Source organism: Salinisphaera sp. G21_0 (assembly GCF_017744115.1).
GTDB lineage: Bacteria > Pseudomonadota > Gammaproteobacteria > Pseudomonadales > Endozoicomonadaceae > Endozoicomonas.
This window is the reverse complement of sequence record NZ_JAGHQW010000021.1, coordinates 57,716-81,163: the sequence shown is the minus strand read 5'-3', so window position 1 is coordinate 81,163 and position 23,448 is coordinate 57,716. Positions and strand designations below refer to the sequence as shown.

Below are 23,448 nucleotides of genomic sequence, written 5' to 3'. Positions count from 1 at the left end.
GTGGTTTTAACATTGAAAGGGACTTCAATAGTGAAAAAACTCCTACAGATGGCCGTGTTGGCATTAAGTCAATTAGTTTTAGTATTTGCTGTAAGCGTCAGTGCGCATCCTGAAAAGACGAGTAGCCATTCAGGAATAAAAATTGTTGGTGGTGATGAGCTTTCTCCATTTTCCCGTCCTTATATGGCGTCATTAAGAGTATTTGGAGCGATTCATTTTTGTGGCGGGGCCTTCATTGGTGGCAAGTATGTCCTGACGGCCGCCCATTGCGTCGAAGACCTTGAGGATGATGCTGACTCTATTTCCGTCTGGTTGGGGGGGCATAGACTCAGTGAGCCGGGCTCTGGCAGTTTCTACCCGGTGGCCAGGTTTTATATACATCCAGACTATAGCTATGAATTCCTCGATAACGATATTGCCATTATTGAATTACAGCAGGACGTTGAGGGTATTGAACCTGTTCCGCTGATTTCTGAAGAACACTTTGCAGGCATTAATAAAGGTTCAGTATTTGAGGTGATGGGCTGGGGAACCCTGGGGTATGAGAAGGGACAACCAGACACGCTACATGTGGTTCAGGTGCCCTATGTGGAGAGAGAACTTTGTAACTCCGGGCAACATTATGACGGAGCTATTACCAAAAATATGCTGTGCGCTGGCTTTGATGAAGGAGGCAAAGACTCCTGTCAGGGCGATAGTGGTGGCCCCATGGTTTATAACCACCAGGGCACCTGGTACCAGCTGGGTATCGTAAGTTGGGGCTACGGCTGTGCTGAGCCGGGTTACCCGGGAGTCTATACCAACATCGTTGAACTGTTGGGTTGGGTCAGGCAGGTAGTTCCTGATATTTGAGTTCAGTACTCGTCACGTTGGAGCGCAGAAAGTCAGTGGTCTGGGAAAAGGTTAACAAGAATAATTAGCGGCAGCTCACGCTCAGTGAGCCGCCAAAACCACCCGGTTATTTAATACCCCAAACTTTCTCTGCATAGTCAGCAATAGACCGGTCCGAAGAGAATCGACCCAGTCGTGCAGTATTCAGAACGGCCTTGCGCCACCAGATCCTTGGCTTACGGAAAGTGTCGGATACTTTCTGCTGAGCTTCGCGATAGCTTTCAAAGTCAGCCAGAGCCATAAACTGGTCACGATGCATCAGATCTTCCGCAACGGGTTTGAGCAGGTCGGGCTTGTGCTGGCAGAAGGAACCATTCATCAGAGCGTCAATGGCCCGCTTCAGTACCGGATTGTTCTCATAATAATGGTATGGGTTGTAACCCTGCTGCTGCAGTTCGGCAATCTCATCAACAGTTTTTCCGAAGATAAAGATGTTGTCATCGCCCACCGCTTCGGCAATTTCCACGTTGGCTCCGTCCAGTGTCCCAATGGTCAGTGCACCATTCAGGCCCAGCTTCATATTGCCGGTACCGGAGGCTTCAAAACCGGCAGTGGAGATCTGCTCGGAAAGATCAGCGGCAGGAATGATCTGTTCCGCCAGGGTGACGCGATAATCCGGCAGGAATACCACTTTCAGGCAGTCATCCAAACGACGATCGTTGTTAATTACCTGGGCGACCTTGTTGATCGCCAGAATAATCTGTTTGGCCATTACATAACCTGGTGCGGCTTTAGCGCCAAAAATAAATACCCGTGGGGTATGTTCGGCATCCGGGTTATCGAGCATTTCGTGATACAGGCTGATGATGTGCAACAGGTTTAACTGCTGACGCTTGTACTCGTGCAGTCGCTTAATCTGAACATCGAACAGCGCATTGGGGTTAACGGTGACCTTGCACTCTTTCTCAATCAACCGCGCCAGTCGCTCCTTGTTTTTGAAACGGACATTGGCAAAGGCATCGAGAAAATCGGGAGATTCCGACAGTGGTGTCAGCTTTTCCAGCTGATCCAGATCTGTACGCCACTCTTTGCCGATATTCCGGTCCAGCAGTCGTGCCAGGCCCGGGTTACAGTGAGCCAGCCAGCGTCTTGGGGTAACACCGTTGGTGACGTTTACCAGCTTGCCGGGATACAGGGCGTCAAACTCGGGGAACAGATTGGCTTTAACCAGCCCACTGTGCAGCGCGGCAACACCATTGACCCGGCGACTGCCAATCACTGACAGGTTGGCCATGCGGATCATGCGATCACCGTTGTCCAGCTCTTCGAAGATGCTGACTTTCTTGATGATCTCTACCTTGTCGCCCCATTGCTCTTTAGCCTCTCCGTTCAGGAAGACATAGTTGATCATCTCAATGATCTGCAAGTGTCTTGGGAGAACACGGTCCAGCAGAGAGGCAGACCATTTCTCCAGAGCTTCTGGCAACAGGGTGTGGTTGGTGTAGTGGCACATTTCCTGAGTGATGGCCCAGGCCTGATTCCAGACCATGCCTTCCTCGTCCATCAGCAGGCGCATTAATTCCGGAATAGCGATAGCCGGGTGGGTGTCGTTCAATTGCAGCGCGTAGTGTTTTGCCAGACTGCTTAATGGCAGGCCACGCTGCTTATGCTGGCGGATAATGTCTTTGAGGGAGCAGGCCGTGAAGAAGTACTGCTGGATCAGTCGCAGATCTTTACCCTGCGGCGTTGAGTCTTCAGGGTACAAGACACCGGAAATGGTATCGCCATCCACCAGGTTACGGCAGGCTTCCAGATACTCACCCTGGTTGTATTTATCCAGATCGATAGGATAGGCACCCACCAGGCTTTCCCAGAGACGGAGACGGTTTACATAGTTTCCGCCAAAGGATGGAATGGTGATATCCCATGGCACACCGAAAAGCTTCTTGCCAGGCACCCAGTGGTTATTGCCATCGTTGTCCATTTCCATATGACCGAACAGGCCAATCTCAACGGTCTCGGATGGACGACAGGTTTCCCAGGGGCTGCCAAATTCACGCCAGACATCCGGCTTCTCTTTCTGGTAACCATCCACAAAGATCTGACGAAACAGACCATAGCGGTAGTTGATGCCGTACCCGGTGGCTGGAATATGCTGGTTGGCCAGAGAATCCATAAAGCAGGCGGCCAGACGACCCAGACCACCGTTGCCCAGGGACATGTCACGCTCCTGATCCAGGACATCAGAAATGCGTACGCCGTGGGATTGCAGCAGGGTGGCTGCGGTTTCGTAGAGTCCAAGGTTCATCAGGGCATCACCCAGCAGGCGTCCCATCAGGAATTCCATAGAAAGGTAACAAACGTGTCGTTGTGGCTTGGTCTCTTTGGCATTGCTCAGGCTGCTTTCCTGAAGCTGGTCCAGATTGATGTCACGGAGTACCAGAGAGAGGGCCTGCCACCAGTCGCGATGTGTGGCTTGCTTAGGAGTCGTGCCCAGTTCACGACGCAAGTGTTTTTCAAGCTCGGAGGTAAATGTTTTCTGATCCATGTGATGTGCTTCACTCTTGCTGTTCTATCAGGTTGGCCTTTTTCACTGATGATTTGTTTCAGCGGCTTTGCAAAAGAGCCCTAGTGTAATGGAAAAAAAATGGCTTGTTGCCTTGTAAACGCTTTCAGTCTCTGTGCTGGTTTAATGGTCTTTAAAAGATGAGGGTACACACCACCAGCCATGGGTTGTTATTTACTAAGTAAGCATGAATGTGACAAAGCGAAATACAGGCGTCAAGTGAAATTAATTTCACCTTTTGTGGATTGTTGTAAACCTCTGAAAACGATTACAACTATTTTGAACAGAAAATAAAAATGCTGTAAATCAATGCATTGAAGTTACTCAAAGCGATAATGGCGGGCGGCGTATGACCTGTGTCGTTATACAACTCCGGGGAAATATTTTGCATCTCTTTCCCATCCTCTTTTCAGTATTGTAATGTGACCAATCGGAGGAACCGATGACAAAGCCAAAAGTATTGGCAGTGGCTATCTCTGCGCTTTCTGCCTTACTGTTGACTGGCTGTGCCAGTCAGTCACCTGATACAGCGTCTAAGGCCAGCGCCAGCCTGACACCGGCCTATGACTGCAACGCCAGCACCCGGGCAAAAGCCAACGATCTGAGAATTTACCAGATTATGGTCGAAAGCTTTGTGGATGGAGAAAAGGGAACCGGTCACGGCACCGGCTACGGTACCAGTCATCACCAGGGGGATTTGCAGGGCATAATTGATTCCCTGGACTACATCAAGTCACTGGGTATGAATGCCATCTGGATGACACCAATCTTCAACTCAGAACCCGTTGCAGGCCAATCACACTGGGATGACCGGCTGGATGCTACTGGCTATTTTGCCACGGATTATTTTTCCATCGACCCACGCTTCGGGACCCTGGAACAGGCGAAAGAGCTGGTGGAAAAAGCCCATGCCAAAGGGCTGTACGTATTTTTTGATGGTGTATTTGGCCATCATAAGACGTCCGGTGTCGTGCCATCACCATCTGGTTTGCTGCCTTCCGGCAGTCACAATCCTGTTGACTATCCCCAAAGCCTGCCATTTTACCGGGAGGTGGCAACCTGGTGGGTGAAGGAGCTGAAAATAGACGGCTGGCGTCTGGATCAGGCCTATCAGGTGCCCACCGAAGCCTGGACAGAAATCCGCAAAGCCGTGGATGACGCTTCTCAGTCAGTGACTTACCAGAACCACAAGGGTGAAACCGTCAATCCATTGGGCTATATGGTGGCGGAGATCTGGAAAGAAGAAAACACCATTCAGAGGGTCGGCTACGGTACCGGGGAGAGTCCGGCGTTGTGTTCTGCATTTGACTTCCCCATGCGTTATCGCCTGGTGGAAACCTTTGCAGTGAATGAAAATGGTATGGGTGGTAAAGGCGGTGACTGGCTGGATGAAGGCATGAGCCTGCACTCACTCTATCCGAAACATGCGCAACCTAACCTGATGCTGGGCAATCACGATGTTGTACGGTTTGGTGACCTTTTGCAGCGTGGCGGCATTGCCAATCCGTACGATGCAGAATACTGGTTGCGGCATAAAGCGGCCCTGTCATTTATGGCTGCCTGCACTGGCCCCATCACCTTGTATTACGGCGATGAAATTGGTGATGAAACGCCAGACTTTGCTGAAAAGCAGCCGGATAATAACTGCGCCATTCGTGGCATGTGTGATGACCATTCGGGGCGTACCAGTGCCAGAATTGATGGGCTAACCGCTGAGCTGAATACACAGCAGCGTGATCTTAAAACCTATGTATCGTCATTGATGACGTTGCGAGATAAACATCCAGCGTTGTCTGAAGGCGAACGCATTAACATCCGTGCAGAGAAAGAGGTCTACGTCGACCACAAGCAAAGCGGAGATGATGCCCTGCTTTATATGGTCAGCACCGACAGCGCTTTCCAAATGGTCACGTTGACAACGGCGGAAGCCGGTTCCGAAGGGAGGCTGGTGGATCTGCTCACGGGAGAGGTGTTTTTCCCGAAAAACAATGAATATTCCATTCGCATGAAAGGGTTTGAATCACGATTCCTGCGCATTGCCAAGCCTGTTCCAGCCGGACCAAAGGTCAATAAACGAGATGCCAGCTCGATGACCGGTGAAGGTTTCCTGGCCCAGTGCGATAACCCGACAGTTAAAGAAGCAGGCCCGGCAAAAGACACGCTGTTTGTGGTGGGTAGCTTCCCGGACTCTAACTGGATGCACAAACCGGCCCGGGCCTTTCAATATAAAGGCAATGGCGTGTATCAAACCGTTACTGATGAGCGCAAAGGCAGCTATCGCTTCCAGTACGCCACAGCCAGCTGGAGCCCGCAATACACGGCTGCTGATCTGTCACAAAAGCCGGGGCAGGCAGCTGCAGGGAAAAACGGCGGGTATGGTACCGATACCTCGGTGATGATACCGGAGGCAGGACGCTATGTATGGAGCTTAACGTTCAAAGACAGTGGTGAGATTGATCAGGTGATGGTATCCCGCTGTGCGGAGTAATTGTGTAGATTAACCTGTCGGCAACCCATCTTCGGGGTTGCCGACCTGCCTGTTAATTCATCTCTTTAAGCATGATCAGGCTGTGCGGCTGAACTTCATAGCTGCACTGATCAACAGACGGTTCCTGAATAAAAGAAGACTCTTTGTCAGTATTCACCATAACCATCCGGTGTTTGAATTGACCAGTTTCAGGAATCAACACTCTGCCTACATGTTTGCCAGCGTTCATGATGACCCAGATAGCACCTTTTTCAGCGTCATTCGGGTCATGAATTTTAACCGTCAGGGTGTAACAGTGGCGCTCACTGAAATAAACAGGGTCAACGACGTCACCCTTCGGGGAGTATAACTGGTATTCTATGTGGCCCAGACCATCGGTCAACAGTGGTTCATTGCGACGAAAATGCATCATTTTTCGGGTGAAATCGTGCATTTGTGCTCCGTCAGAGTTGATGTTGTGCAGCCAGTCCCAGTGTAGCCAGGCGATGGGGGAGTCCTGACAATAGGCATTATTATTACCACCCTGGGAGTTGCTGAATTCATCACCAGCTAACAGCATGGGGGAGCCTTTGGCCAGCATTAACATCCCCACCAGATTTTTCCGGCTGCGCAGGCGGGCTTTATTGATATCCAGGTTGTCAGTGACGCCTTCTTCACCATGGTTCCAGGAGTAATTGTGCTCGTCACCATCCCGTCCATCTTCACCATTGGCCAGATTGTGGCGCTGATTGTAAGAAACCAGATCCATCAGGTTAAAGCCATCGTGACTGCAGATATAGTTGACGGTGGCAAGATAACTTTGTTCGCAGAACAGGTCTTCTGAACCGGAAAAGCGCCAGGCCATTTCAGTTTGTACCCCTTTGCTGCCTTTCCAGAACTTCCGACAGGTATCGCGGTAACGATCATTCCAGGACTGCCAGTCATTGGGGAAGTCAGTCATATGATAACCGTCCGGCCCAATATCCCAGGGCTCGGCAATCATTTTTACCTGGCTCAGAATCGGGTCCTGGCTCACGGCATAAAAGAAAGGCGCATCTTTGCTGTAATGACGGTGCTGGCGAGCCATAGTGGGTGCCAGGTCAAAACGGAAACCATCGATCTGATACTCCACCACCCAGTGACGCAGTGCATCCATGGTCAGGCGCAGAGTCTGATGGCTATCGAAGTTTATGGTGTTGCCGCAACCACTGTAATTTTCCGAGGAAATGTCACCGTCGTGTTTGTTCATATGGTAGTAGTCGGTTTCAGCCAGACCACGCATGCTCAGGAATGGACCACCATGGCCACCTTCGCAGGTATGGTTGAACACCACATCCATAATCACTTCAATGCCAGCGCGGTGCAGCTCCCGTACCATGGTTTTCATCTCGATAACCGGATCGGAAATGGCATAAGGTGTGTGCGGTGCCATCATACACAGCGGGTTGTAACCCCAGTAATTGGATAACCCAAGGTGAGTGAGTCGCTCTTCACTGGAACTGTAGGTAACCGGTAGCAGTTCAACGGCAGTAATGCCAAGGTTTTTCAGATATTCAATGGTAATTGGGTGGCACATGCCCAGATAGGTACCACGAATATCCTCCGGAATATCCGGATGGGTTTTGGTGAATCCCTTGAGGTGGGTTTCGTAATAAATGCTCTGCTGGTCCGGAGTGTGGGGGTGGGTTACGCCTTGCCAGTCAAAGGTGGCGTCACGCACAACACTGCGGGGCATTTTGGTGGCGCTGTCCTGCTCGTTGAATAGCCATTGATCATTGTCGTCTGAAATATAGTCAAAAATTTCCTGGCACCATTGCACATCGCCACTGATTTCCCGGGCATAGGGGTCCATCAGCAGTTTGTGCTTGTTAAAGCGCGGCGTGGTATTGGGTGACCAGTAACCGTCTGCCCGGAATCCATAGTGCTGACCTTCGGTAATACCTTGAATATAAAGGTGCCAGATGCCTTCAGCGGAAGGAAACATTTTCAGTTGTTCTTCATTTCCCTGTGTATCGAATAACGATACAAACAGTTGTTCTGCTTGCGGGGCATACACAGAAAAATTAACTCCTGTCGCTTGGTTACCCGGTGCTGCCACAAGATCGGCATTAACTAAAGTGGCACCCTGTGGGGAGGTTTTTCCGGGAAAGGCGGAGTAGGGGGTGGCAGACGGCGTATCCATAACGTGTGAAGCTCTATATAGCGTGATCAGAAAAAACGGCGTGTATTATTAGTTTTCAGGAACAAACAGAAAAGCACGCCGGTCATGTAAACGATTACAGACTTTTATAAAGAATTGACTTAATTTAAAACATGGTGAACAGAAAGTCTGTATAAAGGACTCTCCTCGGGGATCGGCTCCTAAAGGAGTCAACACCCTAACCGGCCGCCATGCACCGTGATATCAGGGTTTCATAGTGCATAGCGGTTGGGGTAAGAAGTATGATTCGGCTTTTGTGCACTATGGGTACGCATGCGAACCGACCACATCAGGCTTTCTAACGGATTCCACTCGATGGTCACATTACATCATGGTGGTGGGCGCAAACAGCCCAACTGGCTAATTCAAGAACTTAACATCTGAGAAGTCTGCAAATACTTCAGATGTACCCTCTGGATTGACGCCATAAAGACAGCAAAACGCGCCTGTGTAGTATCTGGATAACATCGAATCAATCGGGATGCTGGTTATCACTGGTACTTTTTGTTCATTGGTTATATAACCGCAGTCGTAACCGGTTTCAGCACAATGAACGAATAATTTCAACGCAGTAGTCTCGTCAGTAATGGTTGCAGATGCAAGCACCTTATTATTGAGTTTGACGATAAAATCAAGACCATTATCATTTTGCGAGACACCCAGTAACAGATGATGGTTGTCTTTTTGCAATATACCTATACCAATCTCACTACTGCCCATAGTATCTGATATATGCAGGGTAACCTGATAATTGAAATAACTGTGTGATTGTCGAAAGCCAATAACGGTGGATTGGCTACGTTCCCGGACAGGTTGCCCCGGCCAGATCCTCAAGCGCCTTTTTTCTGGCAGAATCTGAAAGCGACTGGCTTCTGGCAGTCGTCGAAAACTCCACTCTTTTTTCAGAGTCTGACCGGAAAAATCATCATAAAAGTTACCATAACCAGGCTGACTTGATTTCGGAAACGGTAACGGAAGGTGTTTTTCCACTTTGCCGGTATCGGGAGCACACACTGGCCAGAGCATATCCCTGTTGTCCGGGTTTTCTGCTTCCCAAACGACAGGAAGCAGATGGGTTTCTCTGCCCATGTTGGAACGGCTGGCAATGTCATTACGAATCCCCAGACAGACCATATACCAACGGCCATCAGCCAGCTCAACCAGGTCACCGTGGCCGGTGCTGTTTACCCAGTAATTGTGGGTCAGGTGACGTGAGGTTAATATCGGGTTTCTTGGATTACTTATATACGGTCCGGTAATAGCGTCACTGCAGGCAACCGTCACGGCATGGTAAAACCCCGTTCCCCCTTCTGCTGTCATTAAATAGTAGCGGTCATTGTGTTTATACATATGAGGGCCTTCTACCCAGTCTCCGCCGGTGCCCCGCCAGAGAAAGTATCGTTCGCCAATCAGGGATGTACAGTCCAGGTCTAGCTCTTGCAGCCAGATTTCACCTTCACTGGGGTATGCTGGATCACTTGGGCTATGGGTTCCTACGTACCACACCCTGCCGTCATCGTCGAAAAAAATATCAGGGTCGATGCCCGGTGCGCCGCTAATGACTTTGGGCTCAGACCAGGGACCTGCAGGATTTGTCGCTGTCAGAATAAAATTCACACAGGGATTGAAATCTGCAGGTGCCTCCGGTGGCATATAGACATTAGTGGTTATCAGATAAAAGACTCCGTCTTTATATCGAATAGTCGGCGCATGAATACCGCCGTCGGACTGTACATCGGTCAGAAAAATCGGTCCCTGGCACTGCTCCGGGCGATCCAGAGCATGACCAATCAGTTCCCAGTTGACCAGGTCACGGCTGTGGTGAATGGGCAGCCCCGGAAAATACTCGAACGAGGAGTTAACCATATAGAAATCATCACCGACGCGACAAATGGACGGATCAGGAAAGCTGCCGGGTAAAACAGGGTTGGTCATTTCAGTCATGGGGATTGGGTTCGATATAAGTTAGATAACAGGGAGTGGCAAAAAAGCTTACAGCGCCTGTCGTTCGTGGTTGGTGTTGATGGCGATGTTCACCAAGTCAAGGGGCTTGTCCCCTAATAATCCCGATAGATAGATATCGCTGTGAATATGCTCGGAGATGATTTTTACCAGAATTTTCTCATTGGTGTAGATGCCCTGAGCCTCAGTCAAATTGGAAAATACCAGTGTTTCCAGTGTGTCGCGGACCAGCATAAACCGGGTAGAGGGGAAGTCATGCTCTGGAATATGGGAACGGGAAAAGAACTCAATGCCTTCAACCGGAGAGTGCATCTGGTTAAATGAAAAGCAAATCACCCTGACTCCTCGAATAATAGCCTCTTGTAATTCACGCTGGAACAGGGTGATATCAAAGTCAGTATTAATATAAAGCTCGTTTTTACTTTCGTTTATAAGTTCTTTAATTTTCAGTATCAGGCTCTCATACCCTGACAGATTGAAAAAAAAGGGTTTTTCCTCCGATCTTGACAAAACAGCCAGCTCTTTTTTCAGGACTGTAATATCGTCAATGGTTTTTTCCCGAATTTGCGCCAGAATCACGTCAGGTGATTTAGCTTCGTACTCCTTTACACTGCCGGAAATCATGTAGAGATAGCCTTGCAGGTACAGGTTGTCTATGGATGAATAAATGGTTGAGCGGGTCATGCCTAACGATTTGGCAATCTGATAACCGTTGGTCCTGCCATTTTTCAGCACATCAAGATAAACCAGTGCATCCGTTTTACTGAAACCAAAAGTCGTCAAACGTTGAACAATATCATTATATTTTTGTAAATCTGTAGTAGTGCTCATCGTGTAGAACCATACATCAAAAATGCTATATTCCTGACCAAAGCCTGTGCCCCAATTAAGGGGCGCAGGCTTTGGTCTGTTTATTGACTCTTGCTCATTCTGTAGCCATAGGGAGCAAGCTGGACAGTCTCACCTTGCAGGTTTACCGATTGGGCAACGGCAGAGTTATTCATCACGATTTGCCACTGGCCACGCTGATAAGCAATACAATGATCACTGTCAACATCAAGCCAATGCACGGTCGGAATATTGAAATCAGGCTCACTTTTGCGCAGGACAATCAACTCCTGGATAAATTGTCTGAACTCAAGGTCCTGCTTTTCTTCCTCCCAAACCATACAACGGCGATTGGCTTCGCTGCCCATTCCCCGTCCGCCACTGAGGGCCACTTCACCGCCATAATAGATGCATGGCGTACCCACCTGGGTGAACATAAACAGGTAGGCCAGCCTGGCTCTTGCTTTATTCTCCCCACACAAACTTAAAATACGAGAAGTGTCGTGGCTATCAAGCAGGTTGAACATCGCCTGGTTGGCGGTGTGAGAGTAAGCGCAGTAGGAGCGGTTCACATCCCAGATAAAGTCCTGCTTGTTACTCAGATCCAGGGCAAAAAAGTCCAGCACTGCCTGGGTCATCGGATAGTTCATGACCGAGTCATACTGATCACCACCGAGCCAGGCCGAGGCGTCGTGCCAGATTTCCCCGAGAATATAGCAGTCCGGCTTGATCGATTTGACCACCCGGCGGAAATCTCGCCAGAAGTCGTGGTCAATTTCATTACCCACATCCAGTCGCCAGCCATCAATATCAAAATCTTCAACCCAGCGTCTGGCTACGTCCAGCAGGTACGCACGACACTGTTCATTCTCAGTGTTCAGTTTGGGCATGGATGCCACATTGCCAAAGGTTTCATAACGCAGGTTCTGGTAGTCCCACTGTTCACGGGGCTTGTCTTCATACACCGGGAACTCGCGAATCCAGAACCAGTCGTGGTAGGGCGATGCCTTGCCATTGGCGACTACATCCAGCCACAAGGGGTGCTGATCACCCACATGGTTAAACACGGCATCAAGCATCACTTTCATGCCACGTTGGTGAGCCTCTTTTACCAATAGGCTAAAAGCTTCATTGCCGCCCAGGGAAGGGTCGACATTGAAGTAGTCCACTGTGTCATAACGATGACTGGCGTTGGCGGTGAACACCGGGCAGAAATATAAGCCATTGATGCCCAGGTCCTGAAGGTAATCCAGTTTATCGATTACCCCCCAGAGATCCCCGCCCATAAAGTTATCCTGTGTTGGTTCTGTGCCCCAGGGCATCGTACCGGCGGGGGATGTGTCAGGTCGGCCATTGGCAAAACGGTCCGGAAAAATATGATACCAGATGGTTTTCTGTACCCATTCCGGCGTTGCCAGTACATCACGGGGGTTGATGTAGGGGAAGCAGAAGAAATTACTGAGATTACTCAGTTCTACTTCTGCCACTTTGGCATCGGTAATATCAACACTTTTTCGCTCGCCAAACAGTATCTTCTGGCCAGTGCTTTTCGAATGCAAAATAAAACCGTAGCGAGCCCGACGCCTGGGTGGGGTGAACTCAGCCAGCCAGCAGGTTTGATGTTGCATTTCGGCCTCGACGGTCATGGGAATTTCACGTCCGCCGGTCCAGCCGTGGGCATCGCTGCCGCCAAGGTTACCACCGTCCAGGCCTCCGACTGCCCACTCATAGGGGTCACCGATCCAGAGGGTAACTTTTTCGATTTCATCCTTGGCTGAACGCAGGCGAACATGCAGGGTGCTATTATCGCGGGCGTAACACATGGCGCTTTTCGGGTTATGGACCAGAGCACTCAAGGTAATCATTTTCAGGGGTTACTCCTTAACCGCGCCACTGACCAGGCCAACAGTAATGTGCTTCTGGGTGGCGACAAACAACAGGGTGATAGGAATGGCCACTAACAGTGCACCGGCCGAAAACAGGGTATAATTTTCTGCGGAGTTGGAGGCGATCCATTGGAAAATGCCCACGGCCAGCGTCATTTTTTCTTCGCTGCGCAGAATCAGTGTAGGCAGAATAAAGTCCATCCAGGGGGCTGTGAATGAGGTCAGCCCGACAAAGACCAGTATCGGTTTGGCCAATGGCAAAATAATTTCAAAGAAAATGGTCAAGTGACCAGCGCCGTCTATTTTGGCCGCCTCATCCAGCGACGTTGGGATAGCGTCAAAATAGCCCTTCACCAGCCAGGTCATAAAGGGTAATGAGCCGGTGACGTAGACAAACAGCAGTCCGGTAAAGGTGTCGATCAGGTTCAGCTTGGACAGCAATACATAAATCGCTGTGATAGAGAGGAACGCCGGGAACATCTGGATCACCAGAATCCCCATCATGACATTGCGTTTACCTTTGAACCGGTATCGGGAGAAGATAAATGCCGTCATCGTCACCACAATGATGGAGATGGCCATATTGCTGAAGGCCAGGACAAAAGTGTTGGCATACCATTGCAGATATGGGGTATCGGTAAACAGGGCCCGGTAGTGATCCAGGGTAAAGGAAAAGTCGGTAAACGAGCTGCTAAACAGGTTTACCCCCGGCTTGAACGACGCCATCACGGTCCAGGTAATGGGTCCAAGCACCAGGATAGCGTTGATGGCCAGCAACAGGTATACGGCGAAAACACCGGCTTTATGCATCAGTTTGTTCATTACCGCATACTCACATCGGTCTTGAAGGAGTTCATCCTTCTAAACTGCCAAATGGCAATCAGTGACAAGAACAGGAAGATGATGATGGAAACCACGGCAGCGATATTGTACTGCTGGAAGTCCAGGGTCAGCTTGTAAATCCAGGTAATGAGAATATCGGTGTGGCCGGCAAAGCGATATTCCGGATTAATGGGTCCACCCTCCGTTAACAGATAAACCGCACCGAAATTGTTGAAGTTGAACGCAAAGGTCATGACCAGCGAAGGGGCTACCTGATGCAGGATCATGGGCAGGGTAATCTCTTTGAACTGCTGGAACCGGCTGGCACCATCAACTTCACTGGCTTCATAGAGTTCTTTGGGAATATTGGTCAGGGCACCGGCAATCAGGAGCATAAAGTAGGGGGCTCCGGCCCAGACACCGATGGCAATGACCGTCACTTTCGCCAGCACGGGGTCCGATAAAAAAGGAATGGACTCAATGCCAAAACCATTAATGATTGAGTTTACCGGACCAATGCCGTTTAACAGCAGGCGGAAGATCAGCAGGCTGACAAATGCCGGAATGGCGTAAGGCAGCATGAATATAACGCGCCATACCTTTTTACCGGCGATGTCCCGATTCGACAGGGCAAGTGCCAGTACAAAGCCAAAGCCAAAGGTTAATATCGTAGAGCAGACCGCCCATATCACCGTCCAGCTGCCGACACCGAGCAAAGTGCTGGACCAGATTTTCAGTTCAAACAGGGACAGGAAATTTCTAAACCCAACCCAGTCCACGAGGTTTTTTGGTGGAATATGTGCTGGCGCTGCGTAGTTGGTGAGAGAAACCAGTACGGTAATCAGTATTGGCAAAATAATGAATGCGAGTGCAGCAATCCCTGCCGGGGTTAACATGATGAGGGCAAAATGCTCATCATAAAAGGCCCGTAACTGCTGTTTTAAGCCGATGGTACAAGGGGTAATTTTAACGGCATCTTTAATGTTCAGCAGGTACGCAGCAAGAAACGCCACGGTCAGAAAGATGGCCAGTACCCCTTCAACCAGCATATGAATGGAGTGGTCACCGTGGATAATTTTGAAACCCACTCGATGTTGTGCAGTATCACCGAGGGTGATAAAGCCTTCCAGGGCTGTCAGTAAATCAGTAGCAAAAAGTACCAGCAGTATCTGCACTAAAAGGTAGAAACACCCTTTTATATAGTGTCGGTTTAACAGCTGGGTCCCCCCCATCAGAAAAACCGACAGAGGTGGTAGCTTGTTAGCCACCCTGGGCTGATCCATGGCTGTATCCATAGCCCCTCCTAAACAGTATTAATCAGTTGCCGTCAATCCCACCATGCCCGGGAGTTATTCCGAAATAACGTCCCCGGTCAGCGCATGGTGGGGTGTTTGTTATTCCTGGAAAGCAATCTGCTCTTTGATCACCATTAAGGCGTTATCCAATGATTTTTCCGGCGTTTCGCCATTGACCCAGCTGGCGGTAATGGCGTTAGCCATGGGTGACCAGACATAGCCCATTTCCGGAATGGAGGGCATGGCATCGGCATAAAAACCCTGGGCAATAAAGGCTTTGGTTGCTTCATCAGCCGTTGCACTGTTGGCGATTTCTGCCATCAGGTGATTCAGTGGCGGGATGGATTTGGTCATCTCGAACCGTTTTTTCAGCATGGCTTCTGACGCCAGAAAGTCAGCAAACAATTGTGCGGCAACGGGATACTCTGTGTAAGAAGAGACAACCGCCAACCTTACTGTGGAGAATGTGCGCGGATGCTGTCCTTCCAGTGTTGGCATCGCCACGACGCCAACGTTAACTCCCGATTCCAGGTGGCTTTTTGTTGCCCATGGACCGTCAACAATGGCGGCAACTTTACCTTCAGTAAACAGGCCTCGACGCACCTGGGTGTTGCGCATATCCACAGGGTTTGAGTCATTGGCTGTTTTCAATTTAAGCATGGCGGCAAGGCCGCGTTTAGTCGCTTCGGAATTCACCCCGATATCATCTGCATCGGATCCTGCCTGGCCAAATTCATAGCCGCCATACAGGGACATAAACATTCGGGATTCATAGTAATTTTGTACATCCCACAGCAGGGCATAACGGTTTTCAGTTCGATTGTTAAATGTTGTGGAGAACGCAATCAAATCTTCAAAGGTCTCTGGTGCCTCGGCCAGGATGTCTTTGTTATAGAACAGGGCAGTTGTTGCATAGCTGACGGGAAAACCATAGCCTTTGCCATCGGCTTTGGCTGCTGAGGCAGCGCTGACAATAAACTCTTTATCAACACGATCGGCACTGACCAGGTTTTCCATAACCGCGCCACTGACGACTAATTTACCCAGCATATCGTGTTCAATCTCGGCGACATCAGCAACCCGGGCGGTGCCACCGTCCTGAATCAGGCGTCCGGCACTGTTCATTGGGGCCAGTTGTCGGAAACGGAACTGAACATCGTAGCCAAAGGTTTCGTTAAACGCCTCGGTGGCATAGTCCATATAATCCATGGCCAGCTCATCGGTCCAGATGAGTAGTTGTGCGTTTTTTTCAGGTATAAGCTGTTCCGCGTATGCAGTACTGGCAGAGAGTAACGAGAGGGCAAATGCCAGGTTCTTATAGATGGGTTTCATACTGTTGGCCGCTAAATCATAATTCAGATTGTGGTAGTACATGATGGAATACTGAATTCTTTATCAAAACATGAAAACGTGCAATGTTTTAGTGAACAAATGATCTCTGATTTTGTTTGTGAATGTTTTTTGTTTAGAAAAAGATGATTAAATTGATCTATGTCAGTGGTGCGGTCTTGTAAAAGTTGATTTGCAAGCGTTTAATCTCGCCACGAAAACACATTGCTGAACAAATAGTGTCACGATCCAGGTATTTAATCAGTAGCCTGTTTCTAAATGGCTTCTTGTTGTTGATCTCCGGATTTGTTGCAGTTGTTTGAATTTTTGTATTTAAGCGGAGAGACGACCAGTTTTTTCTGTTCGAATCTGTACAGGGTTGTACTACTCCAATTAAATGATTACCAGATTAGTTTTTGGGGATTACGGATGAGGAAAAAAATACTACCACTTTTGATTGCCAATATTGTTGGTGTATCGGGTGCCGTTTCAGCAGATGAATTTACCGATTTTCTCCGCCAGGCGGATAAAGGGGAAAATAGCTCAGCTGCTGACTCTGGCATGAGTTTTTCCGGTCATTTTGGTTCTTCAATTGAGTATGAAACCAAAACCACTGATGACTGGGGGAATGGTGAAATAAAAGAAAAAATCACCACCAATGAAGTGGGTAACGTATTCTTCAATTTCCACGATCTTGGTCTTCGTGCAAACTACTCGTTAAAGACCATGACCCGGGAACAAAAAAATTCCAGTGGTTACTATGAAAATGAAGATTCTCTGAAACATCTTATACTGCTGGATCGTCCATTTGCCCTGGGTGGCGGTTGGGGTACTGGTTTGGGTTATGAGGCTGAGTACATCACCAGTGAAGTAGTATCGGCAAGTGCAAACCATCATGAGAAGCAATCCCTGGAGCAAATTTTCCGGCCATATCTGACGTACTGGAATAACGAGTATAATGCCGGTTTTTATGCTATGGCAGAGTACCTGACCCTGAACTTTGATAATGGTAGCTGGGGTCAGCGGGATGAGGCTGGTTACAGCGTCATGATCAAGCCTTACACCAACTATGGCAACTTCCAGTTTGAACTGGAACTCTTCCACCAGGTTAAAGACGACAACGAGAGTGCGACTGCTGAAGGTTATGTATTCCAGACGGACAAGTTCACTGAAACCTATATCCAGCCCACCATCCGTTACAGCATCGACAATGGTGGCCTGGTCTATCTGACTACACGGTTTGCTGAGAATGAGACCATCACCAAGGGCAGTCGTCCGGACTACTTCAAGGATGTCATCAAAACCTCCGTTGGCTATGAGACCGATATCGGGGAAAACTGGATGGTCAAGGCTGAGTATGAGTATACCCATGAGAAAGAAACCACCAATGATCCGACAAAAGCAGGCGTTAGCAAGAAAGTGGATAACCACAAATTCTACGCCCATGCTCTTTACAGGTTTTAATCTGGTGTAAATCCCATGCTTAACGCCCTTGATATTGCTCAACAACTCCATGGTCGTCTGTTTGGTGATGGCAACATCACAGTAGACAGCATCTGCCCGGTATCACCCAGCAGGCCAGATGCCCTGGCTATTGTGCTCTCCAAACATGACCTCAAGTTTATTGATCATTGCCAGGCAGCCATTGTGGTCGGACCTGCAGCCATAGGCAATATCAAGGCACCGGCAAAAATAGTGATTGATGCATTGGATGTTACTTTGCTTAACCATCTGTTGCGTTACTACAAAGCTGAAAAATACCACCTGTTGGATCAGGAAAATGTGTCCAGTATTCCAGGTGTATTCATTGGCAAACATGCCCGCATCGGCAAGGGTTGCCATTTTATGCCGGGAGTTCGCATTCATAATGGTGCAATGATTGGCGATAATGTTGCCATACACGCCAATACCGTCATTAAGGAAGGGACGGTGATTGGCAATAATGTGACCATCGATTCCAATAATTCCATCGGTAATTTCAGCTTTGAATACATGCTGAATAGCTCTGGCGAATATGAACGACTGGAAAGTATTGGCCGGGTCATTATTGAAGATAATGTGGACATTGGCTGCAACAACACCATTGATCGGGGTACTCTCGGAGACACGGTCATTGGCCGGGGCAGCAAAATTGATAACCTTTGCCAGATTGGCCACGACTGTCGTATAGGTCAGCACTGCCTGATCATTTCACAATCCGGTGTTGCCGGGCATACCATCCTTGGTAATCGGGTTACTGTGCATGGACAGAGTGCCATTGCCGGTCATCTGCATATTGGCGATGGTACGGTGATTCAGGGCAAGTCAGGCGTCAGCCGTTCCTGTCCACCACGAAGCAAGCTGTTTGGTTATCCTGCCAGGGATTCACAACAATATATGAAATCACTGGCTACCCTTAATGCCCTGTCAAAGGGTAAAGCCCCAATGATTCCGAGCCGGAACGTTAAATCGCTAAAATCAGAGCGTGAAGCGCATGGCAAAGAGAGCTGGTTCGGAAAAATACGACAGAAACTTCATTTTCAATAAAAAACATAACGTCTTTATTATTTGTCTACTTTGGCGATTGATCGTTGTCGCTATGGAGTTCGTATGAAAACCAAAGTTTTAATAACACTTACCCTTGCTGCCACTCTGGCTGGTTGTGCTGGAAACCCTGCTAATGATACGGCTTCTGCCTCAGTGGTCAGCACCAGCCCCGTAGCCAGCTGTAATTTGCCCGATGTTACCGGTAGTGGCCCTATTCGCCCACCCATGTACGTGACTGGCACCTTCTCCGATGGGCAGTGGATGCACCAGGAGCATCGTCGTATGTCTTACAAGGGGGATGGCATTTATCAGGTCATTATGGAGAATGACGCGGGCCCGGTGAACTTCCAGTTTGCCAGCATGGGTTGGAAACCACAATTCACCGTGAGTGGTCGAGAATTAACCGTCGGACAGGAAGGTAAGTTAATTCGTGGTGGGTTTATGAAAGATACCCGCATCAACTTCACCGATTCTGGCCGCTATGTCTGGGGCTTCCAGGTGGATGCTGAAGGCAAGCCGAAACTGGCTGCGATTGCCCAATGTGCTGAATAACCCTGTTACCTGAAAGATTATCTGTGGAATGACCGGATGGCTAACGTAAGCTTAAAAAGCGTTGAAAAAAAATATGACAATGGATTTCAGGCAGTTCATGGTATTGACCTTGATATCCATGACGGCGAGTTTATGGTGTTCGTTGGTCCGTCCGGCTGTGCAAAATCCACCACGCTACGCATGATTGCGGGGCTGGAAAGCATCACCGACGGCGAAATCCGGATCGGTGAACGCGTGGTGAATGACTTGCCTCCCAAGGACCGTGGTATTGCTATGGTCTTTCAGAACTATGCGCTTTACCCCCATAAAACCGTTTTTGACAATATGGCCTTTGGCCTGAAAATGCAGAAAAAGTCGAAAGAGGAGATTCGCCAGGCGGTTGAAGAGGCAGCAGAAAAACTGGAAATTACCGATCTTCTGGACCGCAAGCCAAAAGAGATGTCCGGAGGTCAACGACAGCGGGTTGCTGTTGGTCGTGCCATTGTGCGCAAGCCTGATGTATTTTTGTTTGATGAGCCACTATCAAACCTGGACGCCAAGCTTCGTGTTTCCATGCGGGTAAAAATTGCCCAGCTGCATCAGCGGCTGAAAGAGGAAGGTAACCCTGCCACCATGATCTATGTTACTCATGATCAGACAGAAGCACTGACACTGGGTGACCGAATCTGCGTACTTAATAAGGGTGAAATCATGCAAGTGGATACCCCTGCCAACTTGTACAATTACCCAGCCAACAAATTTGTCGCCGGTTTCATCGGTTCTCCCTCCATGAACCTGGTAAAAACGGTGATTCGTAAATCGGATGCGGGACTTTTTGTAGAACTTGCACCGGGGGTGAAGTGCTTTATCCCAAGAGCCAAACAAGTATTGCTGCAGGAGCAGATTGATCAAGCCGTTTACTTTGGTATTCGCCCTGAGCATATCTCCCTGGCAAATGACAGTGATACTGTTAATACGGTCGAAGGCATGTTGACGGTTGTCGAGAATATGGGTAATGAGAAATATCTTTATTTCAAAGTAGGCGATAATGAGCTGATTGCTCGAGTGAACGACCAAACCATTACTACAGCTGATATTGGTTGCACAATGCGCTTCAATTTGAATACCGAAGCTTGTCATATTTTTGATGTAGAAAATGAAAAAAACCTGACGATCATTCAAGGGTAAGCGGCAAAATAAACCACGTAAAACCACTCTAAAGCAGACAAGCTCTATTATACAGCCACCTTTTTCCCACGGTCCCCCGTGGGAATACATATCGAATCTCTCCGCAAGTCAGAACTCCCATTAAACTCTCATGATTCCGGGCGGAAACAGGTTGTTGCATATCCTGCTGGCTCCGGTATGCATTCCCACGCAGGACCCACAGGGTCTAAAAGCATGGGAACGGTACTTGCGAAAGATAGAGCGATTTCTGCAACACATACGGAACCGAAGAAGCCAGTATGTGTTAACCCGGATATTTCATAAACGTGCTCCCGCTCTCGCTTGTCCTTTGCCGCTCTAAGGGAGTTTTGTTCAGTCGACCGTACTCCCCGGTACGGCGCTCCCTCACAAAATCCCTTAGAGCGACAAAGTCCGGCGCGAGATTCGAGGCAGTTTATGAAATATCCGGGTTAAGTGCTTTTTCTCGCTATAGGCATTATTCCCGGTCAACGGCCAGCATGATAGTAGCCAGTGGTGGCAAAGTCAGGCTGATGCTTTGGGGGTGGTTATGCCACTCTCCTGGCCGGGTTAAGACGGTACCGTTAACAATATGACTGCCACCAAAGCGCTGGTCATCACTGTTAAAGATTTCCTGCCATTGTCCATCGACTGGCACACCAATGGTGTAATCATGTCGTACAAATGGCGTCATATTACTGATAACGACAATGGTTTTACCTGCGCTGTCTTTTCGGTAAAAGGCAAAAACACTTTGTCCATGGTCGTCCAGTATCAACCAGCGGAAACCGTCGCGATCAAAGTCAAGCTCATGCAGTGCCGGGGAACGCTGATACAGTGTATTCAGCTCACTGATCATCGCCAGCATGCCCTGGTGGTAAGGGCCCTGCTCCAACAGGTTCCAGTTCAGGCTTTCTGACGGGTTCCATTCGTTGGTGACACCAAACTCAGAGCCCATAAACATCAGCTTTTTACCGGGGTGCCCGAACATAAATCCGTAATAGGCTCGAAGGTTGGCAAAGCGCTGCCAGTCATCCCCCGGCATACGGGTGAGGATCGTGCCTTTACCATGAACCACTTCATCGTGGGAGAGGGAGAGCACAAAGTTCTCGTTATAGGCGTACACCATACTGAAGGTCATTTCATGGTGGTGATGCTGACGATAAATCGGGTCCCGCTTCATATAGGCCAGCGAGTCGTGCATCCAGCCCATATTCCATTTGTAATCAAAGCCGAGGCTCTGAGGGTGTCCGGGGCGTGATACACAGGGCCAGCTGGTGGACTCCTCGGCGATCATCATGCAGTGTGGATGCAGACGGTGAACTTCAGCGTTCAGGCGCTGCAAAAAGGCGACGGCCTCAAGGTGTTCATTGCCGCCCAGATGGTTGGGTGTCCACTCGCCCTGTTTTCTGGAATAGTCCAGGTAGAGCATGGAGGCCACGGCATCCACCCTCAGGCCATCAATATGAAACTCATCCAGCCAGTACAGGGCATTACTGATCAGAAAATCCTGTACCCACGGCGAACCGTAATTGTAGATACAGGACTTCCAGTCCGGATGCCAGCCCCGTTGCGGGTCTTCATATTCATAAATAGCAGTTCCGTCAAAACGGAACAGGCCGTGTTCATCCTGTGGAAAGTGGGCGGGAACCCAATCCAGAATCACACCAATATTGTGCTGGTGACACTGGTCAACCAGGTAGCGGAAGTCATCTGGTGTGCCATAGCGGCTGGTGGGGGCAAATAACCCAACCGGCTGGTAGCCCCAGGATTCGTACAGAGGATGTTCGGAAATGGGCAGTAATTCGATATGGGTAAAGCCCGTTTTCCGGATATACGGGATCAGTTCGTCGGCCAGCTCCCGGTAATTTTTGAAACCACCGTCGTCCGATTTTTTCCATGAGCCCAGGTGGACCTCATAAACCGACATGGGTTTGTTATGGTTCAGCTGACGTTTGTTCAGCCATTGGCTGTCGGACCAGGTAAAGGTACTTTCCGTTTGTACAATGGAGGCCAGGCCCGGCCACTGTTCCACTTTATGGCCAAAGGGGTCGGTTTTTTCCGGCAGCAGCTGACCATTCTGATCGTGCAGCTCATATTTATACAGGGCTCCTTCGGCAACGCCCGGTACAAACAGCCGCCAGATGCCGTCATCAGCACTGGCCATGGGGTGGCAGCGACCATCCCACCGGTTGAAATCACCGATCACGCTGACGGAGCGGGCGTGGGGAGCATAGACCTTGAACAACACGCCTGAAACACTGCGCTGACGGGTAAGGGCATGCTCCACTTTCAGAGCACCCAGGTGCCGGTACAGATGGAGCGGGTCGATATCCTGCTGACAGAGGGTGTACTCGCCAAACTGGTAGGGATCAAAGCGGAGTTCTTCTGTCCCATCCTTCAGGGTGATGTTTAGCTGATAGTAGAAGGCTTTTTTCCGTTTTGGAAAACTCAGCTCAAAAAGGCCGTTGGCCATCCGGCTCATTCTGCCCAGTGATTTACCCGTGCTTTCCTGCACAACCTCGATGCACTCGGCATCGGGGTGCCAGGCGCGGATGGTCAGGCCACTACCGGACTGCCCGGGGTGCATTCCCAGGATGGAAAAGGGCGAGGCATGCATCACCTGGCTCAGGCTTTGGGATGCGGGTAGCAATTCAGTATTTATTGACTTTTTTTTGGGCATTTCAAATCACTGCGAAAGAGGTGGTTCATTTTTCGCGGGCATTATGGCCATGAAATGAGATGGTGGGAAGTTGTAAACGTTTTACCGGGTTCGAGTGTCGGCTCCAGGGGAACTTACCTGCGCGGAGAGACCCTTTTACGGGTGTTGCAATAATCTCGTAGGGTGGATGGCAATAGGGAAATAGGGAATAAATTATAAGGACAGGGTTGAGGAAGAAGAGAGAAAAAAGACGGGGCAAAGCCCCGTCAAATACAGACACAATCACAGGAGGTGGAAATTTTGCCTGATGCCTGTTTAGCTGACAAACACTAGGAAGGCCCGCCATGAGTCAGGGCGG

General features: G+C 49.4%; 15 protein-coding genes. 6 read left to right on the top strand and 9 right to left on the bottom strand.

All coding sequences use genetic code 11. From position 1 onward, the window contains the following. The first annotated feature begins 30 nt into the window (after window positions 1–30). Window positions 31–852, top strand: a complete 822-nt coding sequence (locus J7439_RS11650) for a serine protease (RefSeq protein ID WP_209201963.1) — start codon at window positions 31–33, stop codon at window positions 850–852. A 106-nt stretch (window positions 853–958) separates the two neighbouring features. On the opposite strand, the gene J7439_RS11645 is transcribed toward J7439_RS11650, so the two are convergent. Then, window positions 959–3,379, bottom strand: coding sequence for a glycogen/starch/alpha-glucan phosphorylase (locus J7439_RS11645; RefSeq protein ID WP_209201962.1), 2,421 nt, complete (start codon window positions 3,377–3,379; stop codon window positions 959–961). 460 nt (window positions 3,380–3,839) lie between these two features. Here J7439_RS11645 and J7439_RS11640 point away from each other — a divergent pair, with 460 nt between their 5' ends. Then, window positions 3,840–5,885 carry an alpha-amylase family glycosyl hydrolase gene (locus tag J7439_RS11640; protein ID WP_209201961.1) on the top strand — a complete coding sequence of 682 codons (2,046 nt, stop codon included), beginning with the start codon at window positions 3,840–3,842 and terminating at the stop codon, window positions 5,883–5,885. A gap of 52 nt (window positions 5,886–5,937) precedes the next feature. Here the strand turns inward: J7439_RS11640 and glgX are convergent, their stop codons facing one another. From glgX to J7439_RS11605, 7 genes are all read right to left on the bottom strand, one after another. Next, a complete protein-coding gene (glgX, locus tag J7439_RS11635; protein ID WP_209201960.1) occupies window positions 5,938–8,046 on the bottom strand; it encodes a glycogen debranching protein GlgX in 2,109 nt (702 codons plus the stop codon). 378 nt (window positions 8,047–8,424) lie between these two features. Continuing rightward, window positions 8,425–9,999 (bottom strand): glycoside hydrolase family 43 protein, encoded by a 1,575-nt coding sequence (locus tag J7439_RS11630; protein WP_209201959.1) that lies wholly within the window; start codon window positions 9,997–9,999, stop codon window positions 8,425–8,427. A 57-nt stretch (window positions 10,000–10,056) separates the two neighbouring features. Further along, window positions 10,057–10,857 (bottom strand): TrmB family transcriptional regulator, encoded by an 801-nt coding sequence (locus J7439_RS11625; RefSeq protein WP_209201958.1) that lies wholly within the window; start codon window positions 10,855–10,857, stop codon window positions 10,057–10,059. A gap of 80 nt (window positions 10,858–10,937) precedes the next feature. Next, window positions 10,938–12,719 (bottom strand): glycoside hydrolase family 13 protein, encoded by a 1,782-nt coding sequence (locus J7439_RS11620; protein WP_209201957.1) that lies wholly within the window; start codon window positions 12,717–12,719, stop codon window positions 10,938–10,940. A 9-nt stretch (window positions 12,720–12,728) separates the two neighbouring features. Then, complete coding sequence (locus J7439_RS11615) at window positions 12,729–13,562, bottom strand: sugar ABC transporter permease (RefSeq protein ID WP_209201956.1); 834 nt, start codon at window positions 13,560–13,562, stop codon at window positions 12,729–12,731. Then, a complete protein-coding gene (locus tag J7439_RS11610; protein ID WP_209201955.1) occupies window positions 13,562–14,857 on the bottom strand; it encodes a carbohydrate ABC transporter permease in 1,296 nt (431 codons plus the stop codon). The genes J7439_RS11615 and J7439_RS11610 overlap by 1 nt, the downstream gene beginning before the upstream one ends. 99 nt (window positions 14,858–14,956) lie before the next feature. Beyond that, window positions 14,957–16,189, bottom strand: a complete 1,233-nt coding sequence (locus J7439_RS11605) for a sugar ABC transporter substrate-binding protein (RefSeq protein WP_209201983.1) — start codon at window positions 16,187–16,189, stop codon at window positions 14,957–14,959. A 426-nt stretch (window positions 16,190–16,615) separates the two neighbouring features. Here J7439_RS11605 and J7439_RS11600 point away from each other — a divergent pair, with 426 nt between their 5' ends. The 4 genes from J7439_RS11600 to J7439_RS11585 all read left to right on the top strand — a co-directional run bounded on the left by J7439_RS11600 (window position 16,616) and on the right by J7439_RS11585 (window position 20,431). After that, window positions 16,616–17,650, top strand: coding sequence for a hypothetical protein (locus J7439_RS11600; RefSeq protein ID WP_209201954.1), 1,035 nt, complete (start codon window positions 16,616–16,618; stop codon window positions 17,648–17,650). 15 nt (window positions 17,651–17,665) lie between these two features. Then, on the top strand, window positions 17,666–18,712 hold the full coding sequence (lpxD, locus tag J7439_RS11595) for a UDP-3-O-(3-hydroxymyristoyl)glucosamine N-acyltransferase (RefSeq protein ID WP_209201953.1): 1,047 nt from the start codon (window positions 17,666–17,668) through the stop codon (window positions 18,710–18,712). A 63-nt stretch (window positions 18,713–18,775) separates the two neighbouring features. After that, window positions 18,776–19,264 (top strand): early set domain-containing protein, encoded by a 489-nt coding sequence (locus tag J7439_RS11590; RefSeq protein ID WP_209201952.1) that lies wholly within the window; start codon window positions 18,776–18,778, stop codon window positions 19,262–19,264. A 36-nt stretch (window positions 19,265–19,300) separates the two neighbouring features. Further along, the gene (locus J7439_RS11585) at window positions 19,301–20,431 is read left to right on the top strand and encodes an ABC transporter ATP-binding protein (protein ID WP_209201951.1); all 1,131 of its coding nucleotides are present in this window, start codon (window positions 19,301–19,303) and stop codon (window positions 20,429–20,431) included. Window positions 20,432–20,906: 475 nt separating this feature from the next. Here the strand turns inward: J7439_RS11585 and glgB are convergent, their stop codons facing one another. Beyond that, window positions 20,907–23,111 (bottom strand): 1,4-alpha-glucan branching protein GlgB, encoded by a 2,205-nt coding sequence (gene glgB / locus J7439_RS11580; RefSeq protein WP_286198307.1) that lies wholly within the window; start codon window positions 23,109–23,111, stop codon window positions 20,907–20,909. Window positions 23,112–23,448: the final 337 nt, after the last annotated feature.

What these genes read in the sequence shown, in the direction of transcription:
- glgX (WP_209201960.1), bottom strand. Translation starts at nt 8,046, where the DNA reads ATGGATACGCCGTCTGCCACCCCCTACTCCGCCTTTCCCGGAAAAACC.
- J7439_RS11645 (WP_209201962.1), bottom strand. Translation starts at nt 3,379, where the DNA reads ATGGATCAGAAAACATTTACCTCCGAGCTTGAAAAACACTTGCGTCGT.
- J7439_RS11600 (WP_209201954.1), top strand. Translation starts at nt 16,616, where the DNA reads ATGAGGAAAAAAATACTACCACTTTTGATTGCCAATATTGTTGGTGTA.
- J7439_RS11615 (WP_209201956.1), bottom strand. Translation starts at nt 13,562, where the DNA reads ATGAACAAACTGATGCATAAAGCCGGTGTTTTCGCCGTATACCTGTTG.
- J7439_RS11605 (WP_209201983.1), bottom strand. Translation starts at nt 16,189, where the DNA reads ATGAAACCCATCTATAAGAACCTGGCATTTGCCCTCTCGTTACTCTCT.
- J7439_RS11585 (WP_209201951.1), top strand. Translation starts at nt 19,301, where the DNA reads ATGGCTAACGTAAGCTTAAAAAGCGTTGAAAAAAAATATGACAATGGA.
- J7439_RS11620 (WP_209201957.1), bottom strand. Translation starts at nt 12,719, where the DNA reads ATGATTACCTTGAGTGCTCTGGTCCATAACCCGAAAAGCGCCATGTGT.
- lpxD (WP_209201953.1), top strand. Translation starts at nt 17,666, where the DNA reads ATGCTTAACGCCCTTGATATTGCTCAACAACTCCATGGTCGTCTGTTT.
- glgB (WP_286198307.1), bottom strand. Translation starts at nt 23,111, where the DNA reads ATGCCCAAAAAAAAGTCAATAAATACTGAATTGCTACCCGCATCCCAA.
- J7439_RS11630 (WP_209201959.1), bottom strand. Translation starts at nt 9,999, where the DNA reads ATGACCAACCCTGTTTTACCCGGCAGCTTTCCTGATCCGTCCATTTGT.
- J7439_RS11640 (WP_209201961.1), top strand. Translation starts at nt 3,840, where the DNA reads ATGACAAAGCCAAAAGTATTGGCAGTGGCTATCTCTGCGCTTTCTGCC.
- J7439_RS11625 (WP_209201958.1), bottom strand. Translation starts at nt 10,857, where the DNA reads ATGAGCACTACTACAGATTTACAAAAATATAATGATATTGTTCAACGT.
- J7439_RS11590 (WP_209201952.1), top strand. Translation starts at nt 18,776, where the DNA reads ATGAAAACCAAAGTTTTAATAACACTTACCCTTGCTGCCACTCTGGCT.
- J7439_RS11610 (WP_209201955.1), bottom strand. Translation starts at nt 14,857, where the DNA reads ATGGATACAGCCATGGATCAGCCCAGGGTGGCTAACAAGCTACCACCT.